Source organism: Flavobacterium enshiense, from assembly GCF_040750275.1.
GTDB classification, from domain to species: domain Bacteria; phylum Bacteroidota; class Bacteroidia; order Flavobacteriales; family Flavobacteriaceae; genus Flavobacterium; species Flavobacterium enshiense_B.
The window spans coordinates 313,263-333,206 of record NZ_JBDOCV010000005.1; the positions used below are offsets into that span (position 1 = coordinate 313,263).

Genomic DNA, 19,944 nt, shown 5'->3' on the forward strand with positions numbered 1-19,944 from the left:
AGGTCTAAATTATTTAACGTGAACTAAAATTTCCTGAATGCTCGGGGTAATGAATTCGATAATCGGTTTCGGGTACAATCCGAAGAACAATAAGAAACCGATGATGGCTACAAACACAATACCTTCCGATACGGTAACATCCGCAAAAACCTTTGTATTGGTTTCGCCCAACATTACGTGCTGGAACATTCTTAACATATAGAAGGCTCCTAATATAATCGTCGTTCCACCCAAAACGGCGAACGCCATATTTTCTGTAAATAAACTGTACAATACAGTGAATTCCCCAACGAAGTTAAACGTTCCCGGTAAAGCTACCGAAGCCAATACCAAAATCATGAACATGGAAGCAAATTTCGGCGTCTGCTGACGGATACCGCCCATTTCACTGATGGTTCTTGTTTCATAGCGTCTGTAAATTACTTCTGCAGCGAAGAACAAACCAACGATTACAAAACCGTGCGCAATCATTTGTAAAACGGCTCCGCGTAAACCGTCCATGTTTAAGGCATAAGATCCAGCAGCAATCAAACCAACGTGAGCTAGGGAAGAATACGCCAAAAGTTTCTTTAAGTCTTTTTGTTTTAAAGCGACAATGGAACCGTAAATTACACCCGCAAGCGCCATTCCTATGATTACATATTGCAATTCTTTTGCAGCGTTTGGTGCAAGCGGTAATTGCCAACGCAGTACAGAGTACAATCCCATTTTCAGCATGATACCGGATAACAACATGGTTCCGATGGTCGGTGCTTTTTGGTATACATTTGCCTGCCAGGTGTGGAACGGAATCAAAGGAATTTTGATCGCATACGCCAAGAAGAAAGCCAGGAAAATCCAGAACTGTTCTGTAGCCGATAAATCCAATCCTACCAATACGTCCCATTTGAAACATCCGGCTTTTTGGTACAGGTAAATGAACGCTGCCAACATGAACAACGATCCTGCGAACGTATAGATGAAGAATTTGATGACTGCTTTTTTACGTTCTTCCGCATCTCCATTCCCCCAAATTAAGGCGATGAAATAAATCGGAATCAACGAAAGTTCCCAGAAGATGTAGTATACAAATCCGTCCGATGCCAAGAAAGTACCAATCATTGCAAAAGCCATGAACAATACTAAGGCGTAAAAGTTTTTAGCATTGTTGAAGTTGTTTCCGAAGCCGGAAAGCACAATCAATGGTGTTAAAGCCGTGGTCAACAAGACCATTGCTATGGATAAACCATCCGCTTTTAAGGCAAACAATACATTAGGGTTCTTGATCCATTGTGCCGAAAAACCGATATCGGTACCTTGTGTAAACTGATTTAAAAGGGCCAGTGAAACACCCAAAGCCGCCACGCTGAAAAATAAGGCTACTTTGGAAGCAATCGCATTTCCTGAAAAAAACGTTGCCAGTGCTCCGATGAATAAAAGTATGAGTAATAGAGTTACGTCCATTTTTATGAGATTATCGTACAAAGAATAAATAATACACTATCGAACAAAGTCCAAACACGAAGGCGAACAGATAGAAACCGATGTTCCCATTCTGTAATTTTTTACCTTGCAAGGCGAGGCCATCGGCTACGGTTCCAAAGCCAAATACTACACTGGAAAGTCCTTTCTCGATATAATCACGGGAGAATTTCGCCAAAGCGTAAATCGGTTTTACGATAACCGCCATGTAGATTTCATCCAAATAAAATTTATTGGCCAATACTTTGTGTAAACCTTGCGTTTTTTCGTCCGCTTCCGGAACTTGTTTTTTGCTGATGTACATGCTGTAAGCGATACCGATTCCGATCAAAGCTCCTACGGTTGCAATTCCCATCAACATATAAGCGGTGTTATCCAAATGATGGGCTTCATGTCCTTTGAAAAGCGGTGCCAAATAATGGTTTAACCAGTTGCTTCCCGGTAAATTAATCGCACCTCCAACTACTGCCAAAGCACCCAAAACGATTAAAGGAACCGTAATTAAAGCAGGACTTTCGTGTAAATGGTGTTTTTGTTCTTCCGTACCTCTGAACTCTCCGAAGAACGTTAAGAACATCAAACGGAACATATAAAAAGCGGTCATGATCGAAGCAATAGAGCCTAAAACCCATAAAGCTGTATTACCGTGGAACGCTGTCAGTAAAATTTCATCTTTTGACCAGAAACCCGCAAAAGGGAAGATTCCGGAAATGGCTAAAGTGGAAACCAACATCGTAATAAAGGTAATTGGCATCACTTTGCGTAAACCACCCATATTGCGCATGTCTTGTTCACCATGTAAAGCATGGATTACCGATCCTGATCCCAAGAACAAACACGCTTTGAAAAAAGCATGTGTAATTACGTGGAATACCGCTACTTCGTAGGCACCTAAACCTAATGCTAAGAACATTAAACCTAACTGGGAAACGGTAGAATACGCCAGTACTTTTTTGATATCGTTTTGAACCAGACCAATCGCAGCCGCCACCAAAGCAGTAAATACTCCTACTACGGCAATGACCATTTTTACATCCGGTGCTAATTCAAACAAGAAGTTTAAACGGGTAATCATGAAGATCCCTGCGGTTACCATCGTTGCTGCGTGGATCAAGGCGGAAACCGGAGTAGGTCCTGCCATCGCATCCGGAAGCCAGGTATACAATGGAATCTGTGCTGATTTACCCGAAGCTCCAATGAACAAACAAAGTGCTGCTGTTGCTATCAAAGCCATATCGGTTGTTCCTTTTCCGGCAATAATAGCATCTTTAATAGTCGTGAAATCAAGGGAGTTGAACAAGTATCCGATGATGAAGATTCCGATAAGGAAACCTAAATCCCCGATACGGTTCATGATGAAGGCTTTTTTCGCCGCGTCGTTATAGTCTTGGTTTTTGTACCAGAAACCGATTAACAAGTACGAGCACAATCCAACACCTTCCCATCCGATGAACATGATCAGTAAATTGCTTCCCACTACCAACATGATCATAAAGAAGATGAATAGGTTTAGATAGGAGAAGAACTTGTGTGTATTCTCATCTTCGTGCATATAGCTGATCGAATACAGGTGAATCAACGAACCGATCCCTGTAACGAATAACAACCATAACAACGATAACTGATCCAATAAAATGTCAAAACCAATGCTGAATTTCCCCATCGCAATCCAATCGAACAAAGGAATGTTGATCGGTTCTTTGGTGGTATTCACCTGCAGGAAGAAAATAACCGTAGCAATAAAAGAAGCTACAACAGCCAAAGTTCCCAAAACACCGGAACCTGTTCTGCCGAATTGCTTTCCTAAAAAGACATTAGATAAAAACCCAACAAACGGGGCCAACAATAAGAGTAAAACTAAACTGGTCTCCATTTGGGCTTATCCTTTTAAATTCTTTAAATTATCAATATCTACCGATCCATGGTTTCTGAAAATCGAAACCAAAATCGCTAACCCAACCGCTACTTCAGCAGCTGCTACTGCCATCGAGAAGAAAACGAACACTTGTCCCGAGGCATCTTGGTGGTAGGTTGAGAAAGCCACTAACATCATGTTTACGGCGTTCAGCATAATCTCAATCGACATGAACATGACAATCGCATTTCTTCTTAGTAGTATTCCGAAAACGCCTATGCTGAATAATAAGGCGGAGAGGTACAAATAGGTTTCTACCCCAATTTCTTTTAAAATTGTTTCCATATTATTTCAGGCTTTTTTCTTTATCTTTTTTGGATATCAATACCGCTCCGATCATCGCTACCAATAACAACACGGAAGCAAATTCAAACGGTACCATATATTCGTTCAACAATACTTTTCCAAGCACTTTAATCGACTGGAAATCCTCTCCAGAGTAGTAATAACTTTCTACAACAGGTTTGGTTCTTAACAAACCAGCCAACAATACCAATCCAACCAAGCAGAACGCAATGGTGGCGGCAATTTTAGCGGCGATCGGTTTATGCGATTCGTCGTCCTTGTTCAGGTTCATCAACATGATGGTGAATAACATCAAAATCATGATGGCCCCCGAATAGACGATGATGTGTACGATGGCTAAAAACTGAGCGTTCAGTAATAAATAATGTCCGGCGATGGAAAAGAAACACACCACCAAAGACAGCGCACTGTGAATTGGGTTTCTGCTGAAAATCGTCAATAAAGCAGTTCCAAGGGTAATCGTGGCTAAAGCGTAAAAAATAATTTCTCCCATTCCCATAATTAACTTAGCTGTTTTTGACGGTTCTTCATTGCTTCATCTAGTGGCATCACTAATTTGTCTTTTCCGTAGATGAAATCTTCACGGTTACTTGCCGAGGCTACCATTACTTTGGTTTCGGTTAAATAAATCGCATCTTTTGGACACGCTTCCTCACACAAACCACAGAAAATACAACGCAACATGTTGATTTCGTAGATTTCGGCATATTTTTCCTCGCGGTACAATAATTTTTCCTCCGGTTTTCTTTCCGCCGCTTTCATGGTGATGGCTTCTGCAGGACAGGCCACGGCACACATACCACAGGCGGTACAGTTCTCCCTTCCGAATTCGTCGCGTTTCAACATGTGCTGTCCACGGTAAACCGGGCTTAACGGACGTTTTTGTTCCGGATATTTAATGGTTACTTTTCGTTTGAACAAGTGACGGATGGTAATCATCAATCCCTTGAAGATCGCAACCAGATAAAGGCTTTCCAGGAAGGTCATCTTCTTGTTGGAAACCTCTTTTTTCTTTCCTGATAATGAAATGGTATCTAATGACATGTTTTCAGTTTTATTGGGTTAGTACAATAACCAATCCCGTAATCACAATGTTAGCAATGGCTAACGGAATCAACATTTTCCATCCTAAATTCATCAACTGGTCGTAGCGAAAACGCGGTAAGGTCCAACGAATCCACATATAAAAGAAGATGAAGAAGCAGATTTTCATGAACAAGGCTACAATTCCTAAAGTGTTTGCCACATTCACACCCCAATTCTCTACAGCCCACTGGAATCCAGGATAATTGTAGGCTCCAAAGTATAAAATCGATAAAATAGCCGAGGAGATAAACATCGAGGCATATTCCCCGAATAAATAGAAGCCCATTTTCATGGAAGAATATTCCGTATGGTGCCCCCCGATCAATTCCGCCTCACATTCCGCTAAGTCGAAAGGTGTTCTGTTGGTTTCGGCAAAGGAACATACCAAGAAGATTAGGAAACTTACCGGGTGTTTGAATACGTTCCAGGTAAACCAACCGTCGTTCCAGAAACCGGATTGTTGCGCCGCGATTTCGCGTACACTTAAGGTTCCGGTAGCCATAATTAAAGCGATGATGGCTAATCCCATGGCAACTTCATATGAAATCATTTGGGAAGAAGCACGCATGGCACTCATTAACGAGAATTTATTGTTGGAAGCCCAACCTCCAATCATGATGCCATAAATTCCAACGGATAATACCGCGAAAATGTATAACATCGCTACATCAATATCTGTAGCTTGAAGAATAACAGTTCTGCCTGCAATTTCCAGTTTGTCACCCCAAGGAATAACAGCGCTGGTCATTAACGCCATTGACATCGAAATTGCGGGTCCTAAGACAAACAAGAAGCTGTTTTGAGTACTTGGCATGAACTCTTCTTTGGCAAATAATTTTAAACCGTCGGCAAGTGGCTGTAAGATTCCACCTTTTCCGGCACGGTTTGGTCCGATACGATCCTGTAACCAAGCAGCAATTTTACGTTCTGCAAGGGTAGAATACATCGCCATAAACATGGTTATCGCGAAAATCGCTAGGATGAAAATTCCTTTTTCTATGATAAGTGCGCTGTCCATGTCTTATGAATTTGAATTACCATTGCCGTTTTCCGGAACTTCCACCATACTGATGCGTTTTTGATCTTGCTCGCGACCTTCCAAAATGTGTTTTTCCGTTTGGATTTCCACTTTTGGTGCATGCAAAGCATAATTATTTCTGTTGATAACCGAGAATTTTTCGAATTTACGAGGTCCTTCGATTACCCAATCGTTCACATCTTTTTTATCGAAACGACAAGTGTTACAGATGAATTCTTCTACTTCATGGAATTCGTCTTTACGAGCCGTTACCCGTTGAATTTCGTTTCCGAACATCCAAACCGTGGTTTTTCCGCAACATTTGTCACAATCTCTGTGTGCGTTATACGGTTTGTTGAACCAGACTCTGGATTTGAATCGGAAGGTTTTATCGGTTAAAGCTCCTACCGGACATACATCGATCATGTTTCCGGAGAATTCGTTGTCAATCGCTTTGGACAAACAAGTAGAGATTTGAGCATGATCTCCACGACTGATTACTCCGTGAACACGTCCGTCTGTTAATTGATCGGCCGTCAAGACGCAACGTTGACATAAGATGCAACGGTTCATGTGCAATTGAATGTTTGGACCAATATCTTCCGGTTCAAAAGTTCTTTTCTCTTCGATGAAACGCGTTTCGGATTTTCCGTGCTGGAAACTCAAATTCTGCAAATCACATTCTCCAGCCTGATCACATACTGGGCAATCCAATGGGTGGTTGATCAATAAGAATTCGGTAACCGATTTTCTCGCTTCTTCCACACGGGCGGAATTTTTACTGTTCACTTCCATTCCATCCATCACACCGGTTACGCAAGAGGCAACCAATTTTGGCATAGGAGTAGGGTTGGCATCACTACCTTTCGATACTTCCACCAAACAACAACGACATTTTCCACCGCTTCCCTGTAATTTGGAATAGTAGCACATCGCCGGCGGTACGGACTCGCCTCCAATCATTCGCGCAGCCTGCAGGATGGTGGTCCCCGGTTCTACGTGTATTTCCTGACCGTCTATTGTTACTTTCATATTTCTTTTGTTTAAAGCGAAAAATTACTTTTTCAACTTTCGACTTGGGTTATACTATTGTTTTTCCAACTAAGTGACGTACTTTTTCAAAAGGTTCGTGCACAAAATGGTCTCTGTTTTTTACTTTTTCCGGGAAACGAACGTGGTATTCGAATTCTTCTCTGAAGTGACGAATCGCCGCAGCAACCGGCCAGGAAGCCGCATCCCCTAATGGACAGATCGTGTTTCCTTCGATTTTGCTCTGAATGCTCCACAACAGTTCGATATCCTCCTCACGCCCGTGACCGTTTTCGATACGGTGTAAGATTTTCTCCAACCAACCGGTTCCTTCACGACACGGGGTACATTGCCCACACGATTCATGGTGGTAGAAACGGGAGAAATTCCAAGTGTTGCGAACGATACAAGTGGTGTCGTTGTACACAATGAAACCTCCGGAACCTAGCATGGAACCTGTAGCGAAACCTCCGTCGGATAACGATTCATACGTCATTAGACGGTCTTCTCCGTTGGCGGTTTTGAAGATTAAATTTGCAGGAAGAATCGGCACCGACGAACCACCCGGTACTAATGCCTTTAACGGTCTGTCGTTTAACATTCCTCCTAAATATTCATCGGAATTCATGAATTCGTCTACGGATAATCCCAATTCGATTTCATAAACGCCCGGGTTTTTAATGTGTCCTGATGCGGAAATCAATTTGGTTCCAGTGGAACGCCCGATTCCTATTTTAGTATATTCTTCTCCGGAGTTCAATACGATCCAAGGCACTGCTGCAATGGATTCTACGTTGTTTACTACGGTTGGATTTGCCCATAAACCACTTACAGCCGGGAATGGCGGTTTGATTCTTGGATTTCCTCTTTTTCCTTCCAGGGATTCGATTAATGCGGTTTCTTCACCGCAGATGTAAGCTCCGGCACCACAATGCACGTGTAAATCTAAATCGAAACCGCTTCCTAAGATGTTTTTTCCTAACCAGCCTGCAGCATACGCTTCTTTAATGGCTCTTTCCAGAATTTTGTAAACCCACATGTACTCACCGCGGATGTAGATGTACGACAAGTTTGCTCCTAAAGCATAACTTGAGGTAATCATACCCTCGATTAGCAAATGCGGAATGTATTCCATTAAGTAACGGTCTTTGAACGTACCCGGTTCGGATTCGTCGGCGTTACATACTAAGTGTCTTGGTTTTCCTGATTTTTTGTCGATGAAACTCCATTTCAATCCTGTAGGGAATCCTGCGCCACCACGTCCGCGTAAGCCTGAAGTTTTTACTTCTTCGGTTACTTCGTCCGGTGTCATTTGTTTCAACGCTTTTTCCACAGATGCATATCCGCCGTTTTGACGATATACCTCGTAGGTTTTGATACCCGGAATATTAATCTTGTCTAATAATATCTTTTGTCCCATGGTATTATTTATCGTGTAACGTTATTTTACCGGCTCTGCAGTCGGTGATTAACTGGTCTACTTTTTCCTGGTTTAAATTCTCGTGGTAGAAATCCCCAATTTGCATCATAGGGGCATAACCACAAGCGCCCAAACATTCCACACCTACTACGGTGAACATACCGTCAACGGTAGTTTCGCCTTCTTTGATGCCTAATTTGTTGCAGGTGTAATCCATTAAATCTTCCACTCCGCGTGTGGCACAACAGGAAGTGCGGCAGAACTCGAACATGTATTTTCCGATCGGTTTCTGGTTGAACATGGTATAAAACGACACCACTTCATATACTTCAATCGGTTGGATGTTCAGGATTTCGGCCACTTTGTCTTGCAGTTCGTAGCTCAACCAGTTGTCGTGAGCATCCTGAACTTCATGAAGTACAGGCAATAAAGCCGATTTTCTTTTGTCTTCCGGATAATGACTGATCAGTTCGTTGATGCGAATCATTAATTCGGGAGTAATATTGATATCCTGTTTGTAGATATATTTTTCCATAATCATTAAGCGTCTAATTCTCCGGCGATAACGTTCAAACTCGATAAGGTCGCAATGGCATCGGATAACATTTGTCCGCGTACCATATCGTTAAATGCCTGATAATATATAAAACAAGGTCTTCTGAAATGTAGTCGATATGGGGTACGGCTTCCGTCGGTAATTAAATAAAATCCTAATTCTCCGTTACCGCCCTCTACCGCATGGTATACTTCGGTTAAAGGAACCGGTACTTCACCCATCACAATTTTAAAGTGCCAGATTAGCGATTCCATAGTTGAATATACGTCCTCTTTCGGAGGTAAATAGTATTCCGGGACATCAGCATGGTATGGCCCTTCCGGTAGTTTAGCCAAAGCTTGTTTGATAATGCTCAAACTTTCCCAAACCTCTGCATTACGCACACAGAAACGGTCATAAGTATCTCCTGATTTTCCTACGGGAACATTAAAGTCGAAATCTTCGTAGGAAGAATACGGTTGCATTACACGTACGTCGTAGTCGATTCCGGCAGCACGTAAGTTAGGGCCTGTAAATCCATAGCTCATCGCTTTTTCTGCTGAAATCGGTCCCACGTTAATGGTACGATCCATGAAAATTCGGTTTCGCGTTAAAAGATTTTCGAATTCCTGCCAGATAGGAGGGAATTCTTCTAGGAAAGCGTCAATTTTTTTCCAAACTTCCGGGCTCCAGTCTCTTTCGAAACCACCTATACGGCCCATGTTAGTCGTTAAACGCGCACCACAGATTTCCTCATAAATCTCATAGATTTTTTCACGGAACTGGAACACGTATAAGAATCCGGTTAACGCTCCGGTATCTACTCCCAATACGGAGTTACAGATGATATGGTCGGCGATACGCGCTAATTCCATTACGATCACTCGCATGTACTGTACGCGTTTCGGTACTTCAATGTTTAAGGCTTTTTCCAAAGTCATCCACCAACACATATTGTTAATCGGTGCAGAACAGTAGTTCATGCGGTCGGTTAAAACCGTGATTTGGTAGAAAGGTCGGTTTTCAGCAATTTTTTCAAATGCACGGTGAATATACCCAACGGTTCCTTCGCCGTCAACGATACGCTCTCCGTCCATTAATAGGATGTTCTGGAAAATTCCGTGGGTAGCCGGGTGCGTTGGCCCAAGATTCAAAACCGAAAGTTCGCTTCCGTCTTCGTTTCTTCTTTTTTCGATTTCTTTGGCGAATCGGGTTTCCGGCGTTAATAATAGATCTGACATTTGGGTTGTTATTTCAGGTTACTATTAGCAATTTTGTTTGGTTCTTCCGAAGAAACGATCGTCTTTGTCGGTTCTTCCGCCGTCTTCCAACGGGAATTCTTTGCGCATCGGGAACACGGTCATTTCGTCCATGTTTAAAATGCGTTTTAACTGAGGATGTCCTTTGAAGATGATGCCGTAAAAGTCATACGTTTCTCTTTCCATCCAGTTAGCACCTAGGAATAAAGGAGTAACCGAGTCGATTTCCGGATTGTCTCCGTTTAAGTAACATTTGATGCGGATACGAACATTGTCTACCCAATTGTGCATGTGGTATACCACGGCAAACTGACGGTTTTTGTCGTATTCCGGATAATGAATCCCGCAAACATCGGTAAGGAAGTTAAAACGTAGGGTAGCATCGTCTCTTAAAAATTTCATGATTTCCAAGATAGCATCCGGTGCTACTTCAAAAGTTAAAATATCATGGATTTGAACAAAATCGGATACGTTTAATCCGAAGTTTTCAATTAGTTTGTTTTGTATTACTGAGGTTTCTAAAGCCATTTTACTTGATGTTATAAGAACCTAATAAATCTTTGTATTCGTCGGAACTTCTTCTGCGTACGGATTCACTTTTCACAATTTCCTGTAATTTCATGATACCGTCCAAGATTTGTTCAGGTCTTGGTGGACAGCCAGGTACGTAAACGTCTACCGGAATCACTTTGTCAATACCCTGTAGTACGGAGTAGGTGTCGAAAACACCTCCTGAAGAAGCGCAAGCTCCTACAGCGATAACCCAACGGGGTTCTGACATTTGCTCGTATACTTGACGAAGAATTGGAGCCATTTTTTTTGAGATGGTTCCCATTACTAAAAGCATATCAGCTTGACGCGGTGAGAAACTCATACGTTCCGATCCGAAACGGGCCACATCATAATGTGAGGCCATAGTAGCCATGAATTCAATACCGCAACAAGAGGTGGCAAAAGGTAGTGGCCATAATGAATTGGCTCTTGCCAATCCTACCACATCGCTTAATTTGGTAGCAAAAAAACCTTCCCCGGCATAACCATCCGGAGCATCTACCGTAGTATATTTTGATGAATCGCTCATTGTCTTAATTTTTTATTCCCACTCTAAACCGCGCTTTTTGATCACGTAGTAAAAACCAACGACCAAAAGCCCCATGAAGACACCCATTTTTGCTAGGCCTTCCCAGCCCATTTCTCGGAAATTAACCGCCCAAGGATACATGAAGATGACCTCCACATCAAAAAGAACAAATAGGATAGCTACTAAAAAGTATTTTACGGAAAAAGGAACACGTGCGTTTCCTACGGACTCAATTCCGCACTCGAAGTTTTTGTCTTTGTTGGCGGAATGTCTTTTAGGGCCTAAAAGCCCTGAAATTACTATTGTAGTACCTACAAACCCAGTTGCTAAAAGCAGCTGCATGATAATTGGAATGTAGTCGATTTGGTTCGTTTGCATGTCTTTTCGTTCTTAAAAGAAAATGAATTCACAAATATACATTCCTTAAATTTATACGCAACGTAATTTTTTAATGATTTTTGCGTTTACACTCTTTTAAAGTTAAAACATATTTAGACTAATTACAAATAATTAACACCTTGTTGTTAGGAGTTTTCAGAAAGTTCTTAATAAAAAAACCGCTCCAAATTGGAGCGGTTTGTACATTCAGGTAATCAAAAATATATATTAATCTTCGATAACAGCTACCTGAGCAGCTACTTTACCTTTTCTTCCTTCTTCTTCAACGTAAGAAACTTTTGTTCCTTCGCTTAAACCTTCGGCATTTAAACCTGTTGCGTGAACGAAAATGTCATTTCCTGTTTCATCGTCTGTAATGAATCCATATCCTTTGGATTCAATGAAAAATTTTACTTTGCCTGTGCGCATTTTGTAATAAAAAAAAATTAATAATAATCCAAAGATAGACTTTTTTTTAAACCAAACAAGTTTTTGCTAAAAAATTTTCAAAAAAAATGTTTAAGTTTTGAGAAGTTTGCCTAAAAGTTAATTATTTATTATAAAAACAAAAAAACGGCTCAATGGCCGTTTTTTATTTATGAATTTAAATTTAGTTTTATGAAAAGCTCATCCAGTTGTTTGTTGTCAATGGCTGATGGAGCATCAATCATCACGTCTCTTCCGGAGTTGTTCTTAGGAAAGGCGATGAAGTCACGAATGGTTTCTTGTCCCCCTAAAATCGCTACCAAACGGTCCAATCCGAAAGCCAATCCTCCGTGTGGTGGTGCTCCGAATTGGAAGGCGTCCATTAGGAAGCCGAATTGGTTTTTCGCTTCTTCTTCGGTAAATCCTAAATATTTGAACATTAATTGTTGGGTTTCTTTATCGTGAATACGGATGGATCCTCCTCCGATTTCGTTTCCATTCAAAACCATATCGTAAGCATTAGCACGAACGGCTCCCGGATCAGTGGCTAACAAATGCATGTCTTCCGGTTTTGGAGACGTAAACGGGTGGTGCATCGCGTGATAACGGCCACTTTCTTCATCGAATTCCAATAACGGGAAATCCACTACCCAAAGCGGTGCAAATTCATCAGGTTTACGCAATCCTAAGCGAGTTGCTACTTCCATACGCAAAGCACTTAATTGTGCACGGGTTTTGTTGGCCGGTCCCGATAAAACGAAAATGATATCGCCTTGTTTTGCACCTGTTGCATCAGCCCATTTTTTCAAATCGTCCTGATCGTAGAATTTATCTACAGACGATTTTAAGCTACCGTCTGCTTCTAATTTACAATATACCATACCCGATGCGCCAACTTGAGGACGTTTTACCCAATCAATTAAAGTATCAATTTCTTTTCTTGTATATGCGGCTCCACCTGGAACAGCAATTCCGACTACCAATTCAGCGGAATTGAATACACCGAAATCTTTATGTTGTGCTACTGCATTTAACTCCCCGAATTCCATTCCGAAGCGGATGTCCGGTTTGTCGTTTCCGTAGGTTTTCATGGCGTGATCGTAGGTCATTCTCGGGAATTTGGCTACTTCGATGCCTTTTAATTCTTTTAATAAGTGTCTGGTTAAACCTTCGAATACATTTAAGATGTCTTCCTGTTCCACAAAAGCCATTTCACAGTCAATCTGCGTAAATTCAGGCTGACGGTCGGCACGTAAATCTTCATCGCGGAAACATTTTACGATTTGGAAGTATTTGTCCATTCCACCAACCATTAACAATTGCTTGAAGGTTTGTGGCGATTGCGGCAAGGCGTAAAACTGTCCTGGATTCATTCGCGAAGGGACTACGAAATCGCGGGCACCTTCCGGAGTCGATTTAATCAAATATGGGGTTTCCACTTCGCAAAAATCCTGAGCGGAAAGATAATTACGTACTTCCTGTGCTACTTTATGGCGGAACAACAAGCTGTTTTTTACCGGATTTCTTCGAATGTCCAGGTAGCGGTACTTCATACGAATATCTTCACCGCCGTCGGTTTCGTCTTCGATGGTGAATGGAGGTGTGATGGCTTCATTCAATACCGTTAATTGAGTTACCAGAATCTCGATATCACCGGTTGCCATGTTTGGGTTTTTCGATTCACGCTCGATAACAGTTCCTTTTACCTGAATGACAAATTCACGGCCTAAAGTTTTGGCTAGTTCGAAAACGGTTTTATCGGTACGGCTTTCGTCGAAAATTAATTGGGTAATGCCATAGCGGTCACGTAAATCGACCCAGATCATGAATCCTTTATCGCGTGATTTTTGCACCCATCCGGCAAGGGTAACTTCTGTATTGATGTGTGAAGTATTTAAAGCTCCACAGTTATGACTTCTGTACATTTTTGAAAAAATTTGGAGCAAATTTAAGTTTTATTTTCCGAGTTTGAAACTTAGGCGATTAATTAAAAACATAATTTAAAAATTGTAGGAATTTACTTTGTCATGTTAAGTTTTGCTCAGTGTTATGAAATTGTTAAGTGAAAGTTTCGTGAATGTAAATTTAAATTGTAACTTCGTTTGTATAATTGATAACCTATTAAAAAACAGCGCTATGAAAAAGAACTTACTTGCAGGATTGTTATTGTTTTCGGGAGTATTATTTGCACAACATATCGAACCTAAATATGAGATTGTCGGAAAAATGGTGAAAGCCACGTATTATTACGATAACGGTCAGGTGAAACAGGAAGGGTTCTATTTGAACGGAAAATTACAAGGAAAATGGGTTGCGTTTAATGAAGACGGATCAAAACAATCTATTGGAGAATATACCGGTGGAATGAAAACCGGAAAATGGTTTTTCTGGAACAATGCTACTTTAGCGGAAGTAGATTATTCGAAAAGCAAAATTTCAGAAATAAAAAAATGGTCTAAAGACGGGTTGGCAAATCGAAATTAATCACGGTCTGCTTTCGAGAAAAGATTAAATCGGTTTGTAGGATTAAAAAACCACCGTTTTTAAAGAGGAATGGCTGTTACAGAGTAGTGACAGCCATTCTTGTTTTAGAACGATAAATAATTTTTTTAAATTGATGGTAAATCTGACAAAATAAATATATTTGATGCCTTAACTATAAAAACAACACTTATGAAAAAACTTTTTTTAGTGGCGGGTTCCTTGTTGCTGACTTCTGCTGCCATCGGACAAAGTAAAGACTATGTTACTTTTTCTGCGAATATTGCCAACGGTCCTAAAGAAGCCGTCATTACTTCCAGAGGGAAATTGGTAAAAAAACTAACAGTCAACAATGGTGTTCTTAAGGATACGCTTAAAGTGAAAGAAGGTTTGTATGAGTTTCATGTCGGGGAAGAATATACCGATTTGTATTTGAAAAACGGTTACGATCTGAAATTGAAAATGGATGTGAATCAATTTGATGAATCGATTGTGTACGAAGGAAGTGGTTCGCCAGAAAATAATTTTTTAGCCCAGCAGGTTTTGGCCGATGAAAAATTGGATTTTGGCGGTTTGATGGCTTCCAACGAAACGGATTTCAATACAAAATACAATGAAATCCTGAAAACTAATTTAGCGGGTTTGGAAGACAAAAAACTCAGCACTGCTTTCGTGACGCTTCAGAAGAAACAGATGGAAATGAAATACGGTCAGTTAAAAATGATGTATGATCAAACGCTACAGACCAAGAAAATGAACAATACTTTGGCACCATCATTTGATTATGTTAATTACAAAGGCGGAAAATCCAAACTGGAAGATTTTAGAGGAAAATACGTGTACATCGATCTTTGGGCAACTTGGTGCGGGCCTTGTCGTGCCGAGATTCCTTTTTTGAAAGATGTTGAAAAAAAATACCATGATAAGAATATTGTTTTCATGAGTATTTCTATTGACAAACAGACCGATATGGAAAAATGGAAGAAAATGATCAAAGACAAAGAATTGGGTGGTGTACAGCTTTTTGCCGACAACGACTGGAACTCAAAATTTGTGCAGGATTTTAAAGTAACCGGAATTCCACGATTTATTCTGATTGATCCTAACGGTAAAGTGGTAAATGCCGATGCTCCAAGACCTTCGTCTCCGGAATTGGCTACCGTTTTTGATAAGTTGTTGAAATAAGAAGTATTTATAAAAACAAAAAACCGCTACTGTGATGTAGCGGTTTTTTTATGCTTTAAATTGAAAATTACATTTCGTGTTTCGGGGTAAAACCGTCATCACTCAATTCTTTATGTTCGTATGCTTCCACCATTAAAGCTTCGTAATTGGTTGCTTTTCCTTTGGTGAATTTATGAACTATTTTCTCCATGATGTCATAAATTACCGGAACGATTACTAAGGTTAAGAATAACGAGGAAATCAATCCGCCGATAATAACCCAAGCCAAACCATTTTTCCATTCCGCACCGGCTCCGGAAGCTAAAGCAATTGGTAACATACCGAATACCATCGCAATAGTCGTCATCAAGATTGGACGTAAACGTGCGTGGTTCGCCTGAATTAAGGCCGTATGTACGGTTTCTCCGGCGGCAATACGTTGGTTGGTAAAGTCAACTAACATGATCGCATTCTTACATACCAATCCAATCAACATGATAATACCTAAAATGGTGAAGATGTTTAAGGAATTGTTCGTTAAGCCAAGCGCTACTAAAGCTCCAATGAATGATAACGGAACGGCAAACAATACTACAAATGGGTGAACGTAACTGTCGTATAAAGCGACCATTACCAAATACACCAATACGATGGCAGCCAACAAAGCAAAACCTAAAGTACCGAAACCTTCCGTTTGGTTTTCCATATCACCGCCCCAAACATAGTTTACACCTGTTGGTTTGTGTAGTTTTTCGAATTTCGCCTGCCATTCTGCAGCTACGGTTCCAGTAGGACGTCCAACAGTTTGTCCTTTGATGGTTACCGAAGCGGTTTTGTCACGACGTTCCAGCTGACTCGGTCCTGAACCCTCTTTTACGGTTGCAAATTGTGATAGTTTAATTTGTTGTCCCATTTTATTGATGAACGTCAAATTACTCACATCGTCAATATTTTTACGGTTGAAATCGTTGTATTTTAAGTTGATGTCGTACTCGTATTCACCCGCACGGAATTTACTGTCGGTGTTACCACTGAAAGCCGTTTGCATTGTCATCCCCACCGTTTGCAAGTCCAATCCTAAAGCCGCCATTTTATCACGGTCTACCTGAACGTTGATTTCCGGGTTTCCGGTTTCTACCGACAATTTAATTTCGGACGCACCGGCGATGGTGTACAATTCTTTTTCAGCAGCTTTGGCAAATACCATTGCGCTGTCTAGAGTGGTTCCGGTAACAACTAAAGCTAAAGGCGCTTCTTCGGCTGTACCCATGATACTCATACCTACGGTTTTGATTTTGGCTCCTACTAATTCCTGTTGAAGTTTGCGCTTGATTTTCGCGGCATAAACATACGAATCGTCTTCGCGCTCATCCTGATCCACCATTTTTACACGGATTTCCGATTTGTAAGCCGTAGCCTGAGAACCTGAAAAACCTTCTGAAGTTTGACCAACGGTGGTAATTAAATTGGTTACATCTTCTTGTTTTTTAAGAAAGGCTTCCGCTTTTTGGGTCATGAAGTTGGTTTGCTCTAACGAGGCGTCTTTCGGCATTTCAATCTGCACTAAAAACTCTCCGGCATCGGAACGGGCAAAGAATTCCCCTCCAACATAGCCTCCAATTACCATATACAAGGAGCTGAAGAATAAAATCACAACGATAACCAACGTTTTAAATTTATTAGCCAAAGACCAAACCAAAATATCGGTTACCCAGTTCGTGAAACGGGTTAATTGCGCTTCGAAAGCCAAAATGGTTTTTCCGAAAAGGTTCTTTCCTTCAATATGTTCTAGTTTTCCGAAACGGGAGGATAACCAAGGTACAATAGTAAACGACGATAATAGGGACAAAAGGGTGGAGATTACTACGGTCACACAGAATTGTGTAATAATGTTGGATACCAATCCGGTACTCATGGCAATCGGTAAGAATACCACAACAATTACTAAGGTAATTGACGTTACGGTACCCCCGATTTCAGCGGTGGCATCATACGCGGCACGTACCCTGTTTTTACCCATTTCCATGTGCCTGTAAATGTTCTCGAGGACCACGATGGCATCATCCACCAAAATACCTACTACTAATGAAAGTCCTAATAAACTCATCAAGTTTAGGGTGTAGCCCATCAATACGAAACCGATAAACGTTGCAATTAACGAAGCCGGAATGGAAACCATTACAATCAAGGAGTTACGCACACTGTGTAAGAAGAACAACATCACCAAGGCTACCAACAATACCGCTAAAATCAAATCGTGAATTACCGCATCGGCTGCATTTAAGGTAAAGACGGAACTGTCGTTGGCAATGTCTAATTCCAGTTTTTCTTTCGCATAATCCGTTTTTAATTGCCCTAATAAAGCTTGAACATGTTCACTTACTTCTACAGCATTTGCATCGGATTGTTTGATAATCTGAAGGATAATCGCATTTTTCTGATCAACACGGGCGATTTTTTCGGTAGTTTTTTGTGCATCCTGTACATCAGCTACATCACCTAAACGTACCTGAGAACCATTCGCACTGGCAATTACCAAGTTTCTTAATTCTTCAACGGTTTTATATTTACCCGCTAGACGAATCAAGATTTTCTGCTCACGTGTCTGAATGTTACCGGTAGGGAAATCCAGATTCGAAGCTAAAACAGCTTGTTGCACTTGAGGTACGGATAAGCCGAACCCTTTCATTTTATCGGCATCCATGTTTACCTGAATCTCTCTTTCCTGACCACCAACTAGGTTGATCTGAGCGACACCATTTACACGGGATAAAATCGGTTTGATTTTTTTATCAATCAAGTCGAAAAACTCTGCTTCGTCCATTTTAGCGTTGGCACCGATGGTCATAATCGGTAAGTCACTCAGCGAGAATTTACTTAAAGACGGTTGTTTTACATCGTCGGGTAAATCTCCCAAAACAGCGTTTACTTTACGTTGAGCATCGTTTAATGCTACGTCGGCATCGGCATTACTGGTTAACTGAACCGCAATGGTCGATAAACTTTCGTAGGATTTCGATTCGATTTTTTTAATGTTTTCCATCGAGGAAATCGCATCCTCAATTTTTTTGGTTACGGTATTTTCCACCTCACCCGGAGAAGCACCCGGATAAACGGTAGAAATACTGATTACGTTTTGTTCGAATTTCGGGATCAATTCGTATCCTAAAAGTCCGTAGCTAAACAATCCTCCCAGGGTTAATATCGTGAAGAGCACGACAACCAGCGACGGACGTTTAATGGATATTTCCGCTAATTTCATATGTTTTTTTCTGCTTAAGTTTTGAGTTGATGGTACAAGACAGTGCGCTTATTTTAATACTGTAACTTTTGTCCCGTCTGTTAAGTTGATTTGTCCGCTGGTAATTACAATGTCTCCGTTAGCTAAACCGTTAAGGATTTCCACTTGCTCTCCGAAAATTCTTCCTGCGGTTACTTTTTTCAGTTTTGCTGAACCGTCTTTTTCCACTACGAAAATTTCGTTGGCACTTACACTTCCTACGAAAGCTGTTCTAGGTACGATCATTAAAGGTGTTTTGTCGGTTGTGGTCGGAACGAAATTTGCAGTTCCATACATTCCGGCTTTCAAGTCGCCTGATGGATTGTTGGCAATTTCGATTTCCACGGCGAAGTTTAAACTCGCATCGGCTTTTGGCGCGATGAATGTAATTTTTCCGTTAAATGCTTTATCCGGGAAAACTGTAGCGGTCACTTTAACAGGGCTTCCTATTTTTAGGCTGCTTACTTGGTTTTCGTTTACCGTAACTTTTAGTTTCAGCTTGGAAACATCTACGATTTCGAACATTTCTGTTGGGGGCATACCGGCAAGAATAGTTCCTACCTCAATATATTTTTTGTTGATAATCCCGCTAAATGGTGCTTTGATTCTGGTGTCACCTACATTGATGTTCGCTTGTGTTAATCTTGATTTCGCATTCACCATATTAATTTTGGCCTGATCCAATTGTTGTTTGGTCACACCACCAGTTTTATAAGCGCTTTCGAAGCGGTTATAGTCACTTAAAGCGTTCTGATAATTGGCGTTAGCAGTTTGTGCCTCCACATTGATAACATCGCCACGCACTACAGCAAGGGTTTGTCCTTTGCTTACACGGTCACCTTCCTTTACTAAAATACTGATTACTTTTCCGGATTTTTCCGCAGAAAAATTCAGTTCCTGTGCAGGGGCAAAAGTTCCGTTGGTTGTAAAGTTCTGATTCACTGCTTCGGTTTTCACAGTATCAACTTTAACCACTACTGTTGCGTTATTTTCTGCTACAACGGCAGTTTTAGCTTCGTTGCTCGCTTTGTTTTTGCTTAATATGAATCCTATTAAACCTAAAGAGGCTAAAATGATTACTCCGGTGATTATTTTCTTGTTCATT

19 protein-coding genes are annotated in these 19,944 nt (G+C 41.0%); 2 read left to right on the forward strand and 17 right to left on the reverse strand.

Annotated elements, in window-relative coordinates:
• Positions 1–9: 9 nt before the first annotated feature.
• The 15 genes from ABGT15_RS10600 to aspS form a co-directional block, all read right to left on the reverse strand.
• The gene (locus ABGT15_RS10600) at positions 10–1,443 is read right to left on the reverse strand and encodes a complex I subunit 4 family protein (protein WP_367231397.1); all 1,434 of its coding nucleotides are present in this window, start codon (positions 1,441–1,443) and stop codon (positions 10–12) included.
• Positions 1,444–1,453: 10 nt separating this feature from the next.
• Positions 1,454–3,334: an NADH-quinone oxidoreductase subunit L gene (nuoL, locus tag ABGT15_RS10605; RefSeq protein WP_367231398.1), complete on the reverse strand. Its 1,881-nt coding sequence runs from the start codon at positions 3,332–3,334 to the stop codon at positions 1,454–1,456.
• Between the two features lie 6 nt (positions 3,335–3,340).
• Positions 3,341–3,661, reverse strand: a complete 321-nt coding sequence (gene nuoK / locus ABGT15_RS10610) for an NADH-quinone oxidoreductase subunit NuoK (protein WP_026980101.1) — start codon at positions 3,659–3,661, stop codon at positions 3,341–3,343.
• A 1-nt stretch (position 3,662) separates the two neighbouring features.
• Positions 3,663–4,175: an NADH-quinone oxidoreductase subunit J family protein gene (locus tag ABGT15_RS10615; protein ID WP_367231640.1), complete on the reverse strand. Its 513-nt coding sequence runs from the start codon at positions 4,173–4,175 to the stop codon at positions 3,663–3,665.
• Between the two features lie 8 nt (positions 4,176–4,183).
• Positions 4,184–4,726, reverse strand: coding sequence for an NADH-quinone oxidoreductase subunit NuoI (gene nuoI / locus ABGT15_RS10620; protein ID WP_367231399.1), 543 nt, complete (start codon positions 4,724–4,726; stop codon positions 4,184–4,186).
• Positions 4,727–4,736: 10 nt separating this feature from the next.
• Positions 4,737–5,786: an NADH-quinone oxidoreductase subunit NuoH gene (gene nuoH / locus ABGT15_RS10625; protein WP_367231400.1), complete on the reverse strand. Its 1,050-nt coding sequence runs from the start codon at positions 5,784–5,786 to the stop codon at positions 4,737–4,739.
• Between the two features lie 3 nt (positions 5,787–5,789).
• Positions 5,790–6,818 (reverse strand): 2Fe-2S iron-sulfur cluster-binding protein, encoded by a 1,029-nt coding sequence (locus ABGT15_RS10630; protein WP_367231401.1) that lies wholly within the window; start codon positions 6,816–6,818, stop codon positions 5,790–5,792.
• A 49-nt stretch (positions 6,819–6,867) separates the two neighbouring features.
• The gene (gene nuoF, locus ABGT15_RS10635) at positions 6,868–8,235 is read right to left on the reverse strand and encodes an NADH-quinone oxidoreductase subunit NuoF (protein WP_367231402.1); all 1,368 of its coding nucleotides are present in this window, start codon (positions 8,233–8,235) and stop codon (positions 6,868–6,870) included.
• 4 nt (positions 8,236–8,239) lie between these two features.
• Positions 8,240–8,770 carry an NADH-quinone oxidoreductase subunit NuoE family protein gene (locus ABGT15_RS10640; protein ID WP_367231403.1) on the reverse strand — a complete coding sequence of 177 codons (531 nt, stop codon included), beginning with the start codon at positions 8,768–8,770 and terminating at the stop codon, positions 8,240–8,242.
• Between the two features lie 5 nt (positions 8,771–8,775).
• Positions 8,776–10,011, reverse strand: coding sequence for an NADH-quinone oxidoreductase subunit D (locus ABGT15_RS10645; protein WP_367231404.1), 1,236 nt, complete (start codon positions 10,009–10,011; stop codon positions 8,776–8,778).
• A gap of 24 nt (positions 10,012–10,035) precedes the next feature.
• Positions 10,036–10,557: an NADH-quinone oxidoreductase subunit C gene (locus tag ABGT15_RS10650; protein WP_367231405.1), complete on the reverse strand. Its 522-nt coding sequence runs from the start codon at positions 10,555–10,557 to the stop codon at positions 10,036–10,038.
• 1 nt (position 10,558) lies between these two features.
• Positions 10,559–11,110 (reverse strand): NADH-quinone oxidoreductase subunit B, encoded by a 552-nt coding sequence (locus tag ABGT15_RS10655; RefSeq protein WP_367231406.1) that lies wholly within the window; start codon positions 11,108–11,110, stop codon positions 10,559–10,561.
• 12 nt (positions 11,111–11,122) lie between these two features.
• Positions 11,123–11,488 (reverse strand): NADH-quinone oxidoreductase subunit A, encoded by a 366-nt coding sequence (locus ABGT15_RS10660; protein ID WP_367231407.1) that lies wholly within the window; start codon positions 11,486–11,488, stop codon positions 11,123–11,125.
• A gap of 228 nt (positions 11,489–11,716) precedes the next feature.
• Positions 11,717–11,917, reverse strand: a complete 201-nt coding sequence (locus tag ABGT15_RS10665; RefSeq protein WP_367231408.1) for a cold-shock protein — start codon at positions 11,915–11,917, stop codon at positions 11,717–11,719.
• Between the two features lie 167 nt (positions 11,918–12,084).
• Positions 12,085–13,839, reverse strand: a complete 1,755-nt coding sequence (aspS, locus tag ABGT15_RS10670) for an aspartate--tRNA ligase (RefSeq protein WP_367231409.1) — start codon at positions 13,837–13,839, stop codon at positions 12,085–12,087.
• Between the two features lie 211 nt (positions 13,840–14,050).
• On the opposite strand from aspS, the gene ABGT15_RS10675 reads away from it, so the two are divergent.
• Complete coding sequence (locus ABGT15_RS10675) at positions 14,051–14,398, forward strand: toxin-antitoxin system YwqK family antitoxin (protein ID WP_367231410.1); 348 nt, start codon at positions 14,051–14,053, stop codon at positions 14,396–14,398.
• A 189-nt stretch (positions 14,399–14,587) separates the two neighbouring features.
• On the forward strand, positions 14,588–15,580 hold the full coding sequence (locus ABGT15_RS10680) for a TlpA family protein disulfide reductase (RefSeq protein ID WP_367231411.1): 993 nt from the start codon (positions 14,588–14,590) through the stop codon (positions 15,578–15,580).
• A 67-nt stretch (positions 15,581–15,647) separates the two neighbouring features.
• Here the strand turns inward: ABGT15_RS10680 and ABGT15_RS10685 are convergent, their stop codons facing one another.
• Complete coding sequence (locus tag ABGT15_RS10685) at positions 15,648–18,821, reverse strand: efflux RND transporter permease subunit (RefSeq protein WP_367231412.1); 3,174 nt, start codon at positions 18,819–18,821, stop codon at positions 15,648–15,650.
• A 48-nt stretch (positions 18,822–18,869) separates the two neighbouring features.
• Positions 18,870–19,943, reverse strand: coding sequence for an efflux RND transporter periplasmic adaptor subunit (locus ABGT15_RS10690; RefSeq protein ID WP_367231413.1), 1,074 nt, complete (start codon positions 19,941–19,943; stop codon positions 18,870–18,872).
• Position 19,944 lies beyond the last annotated feature (1 nt).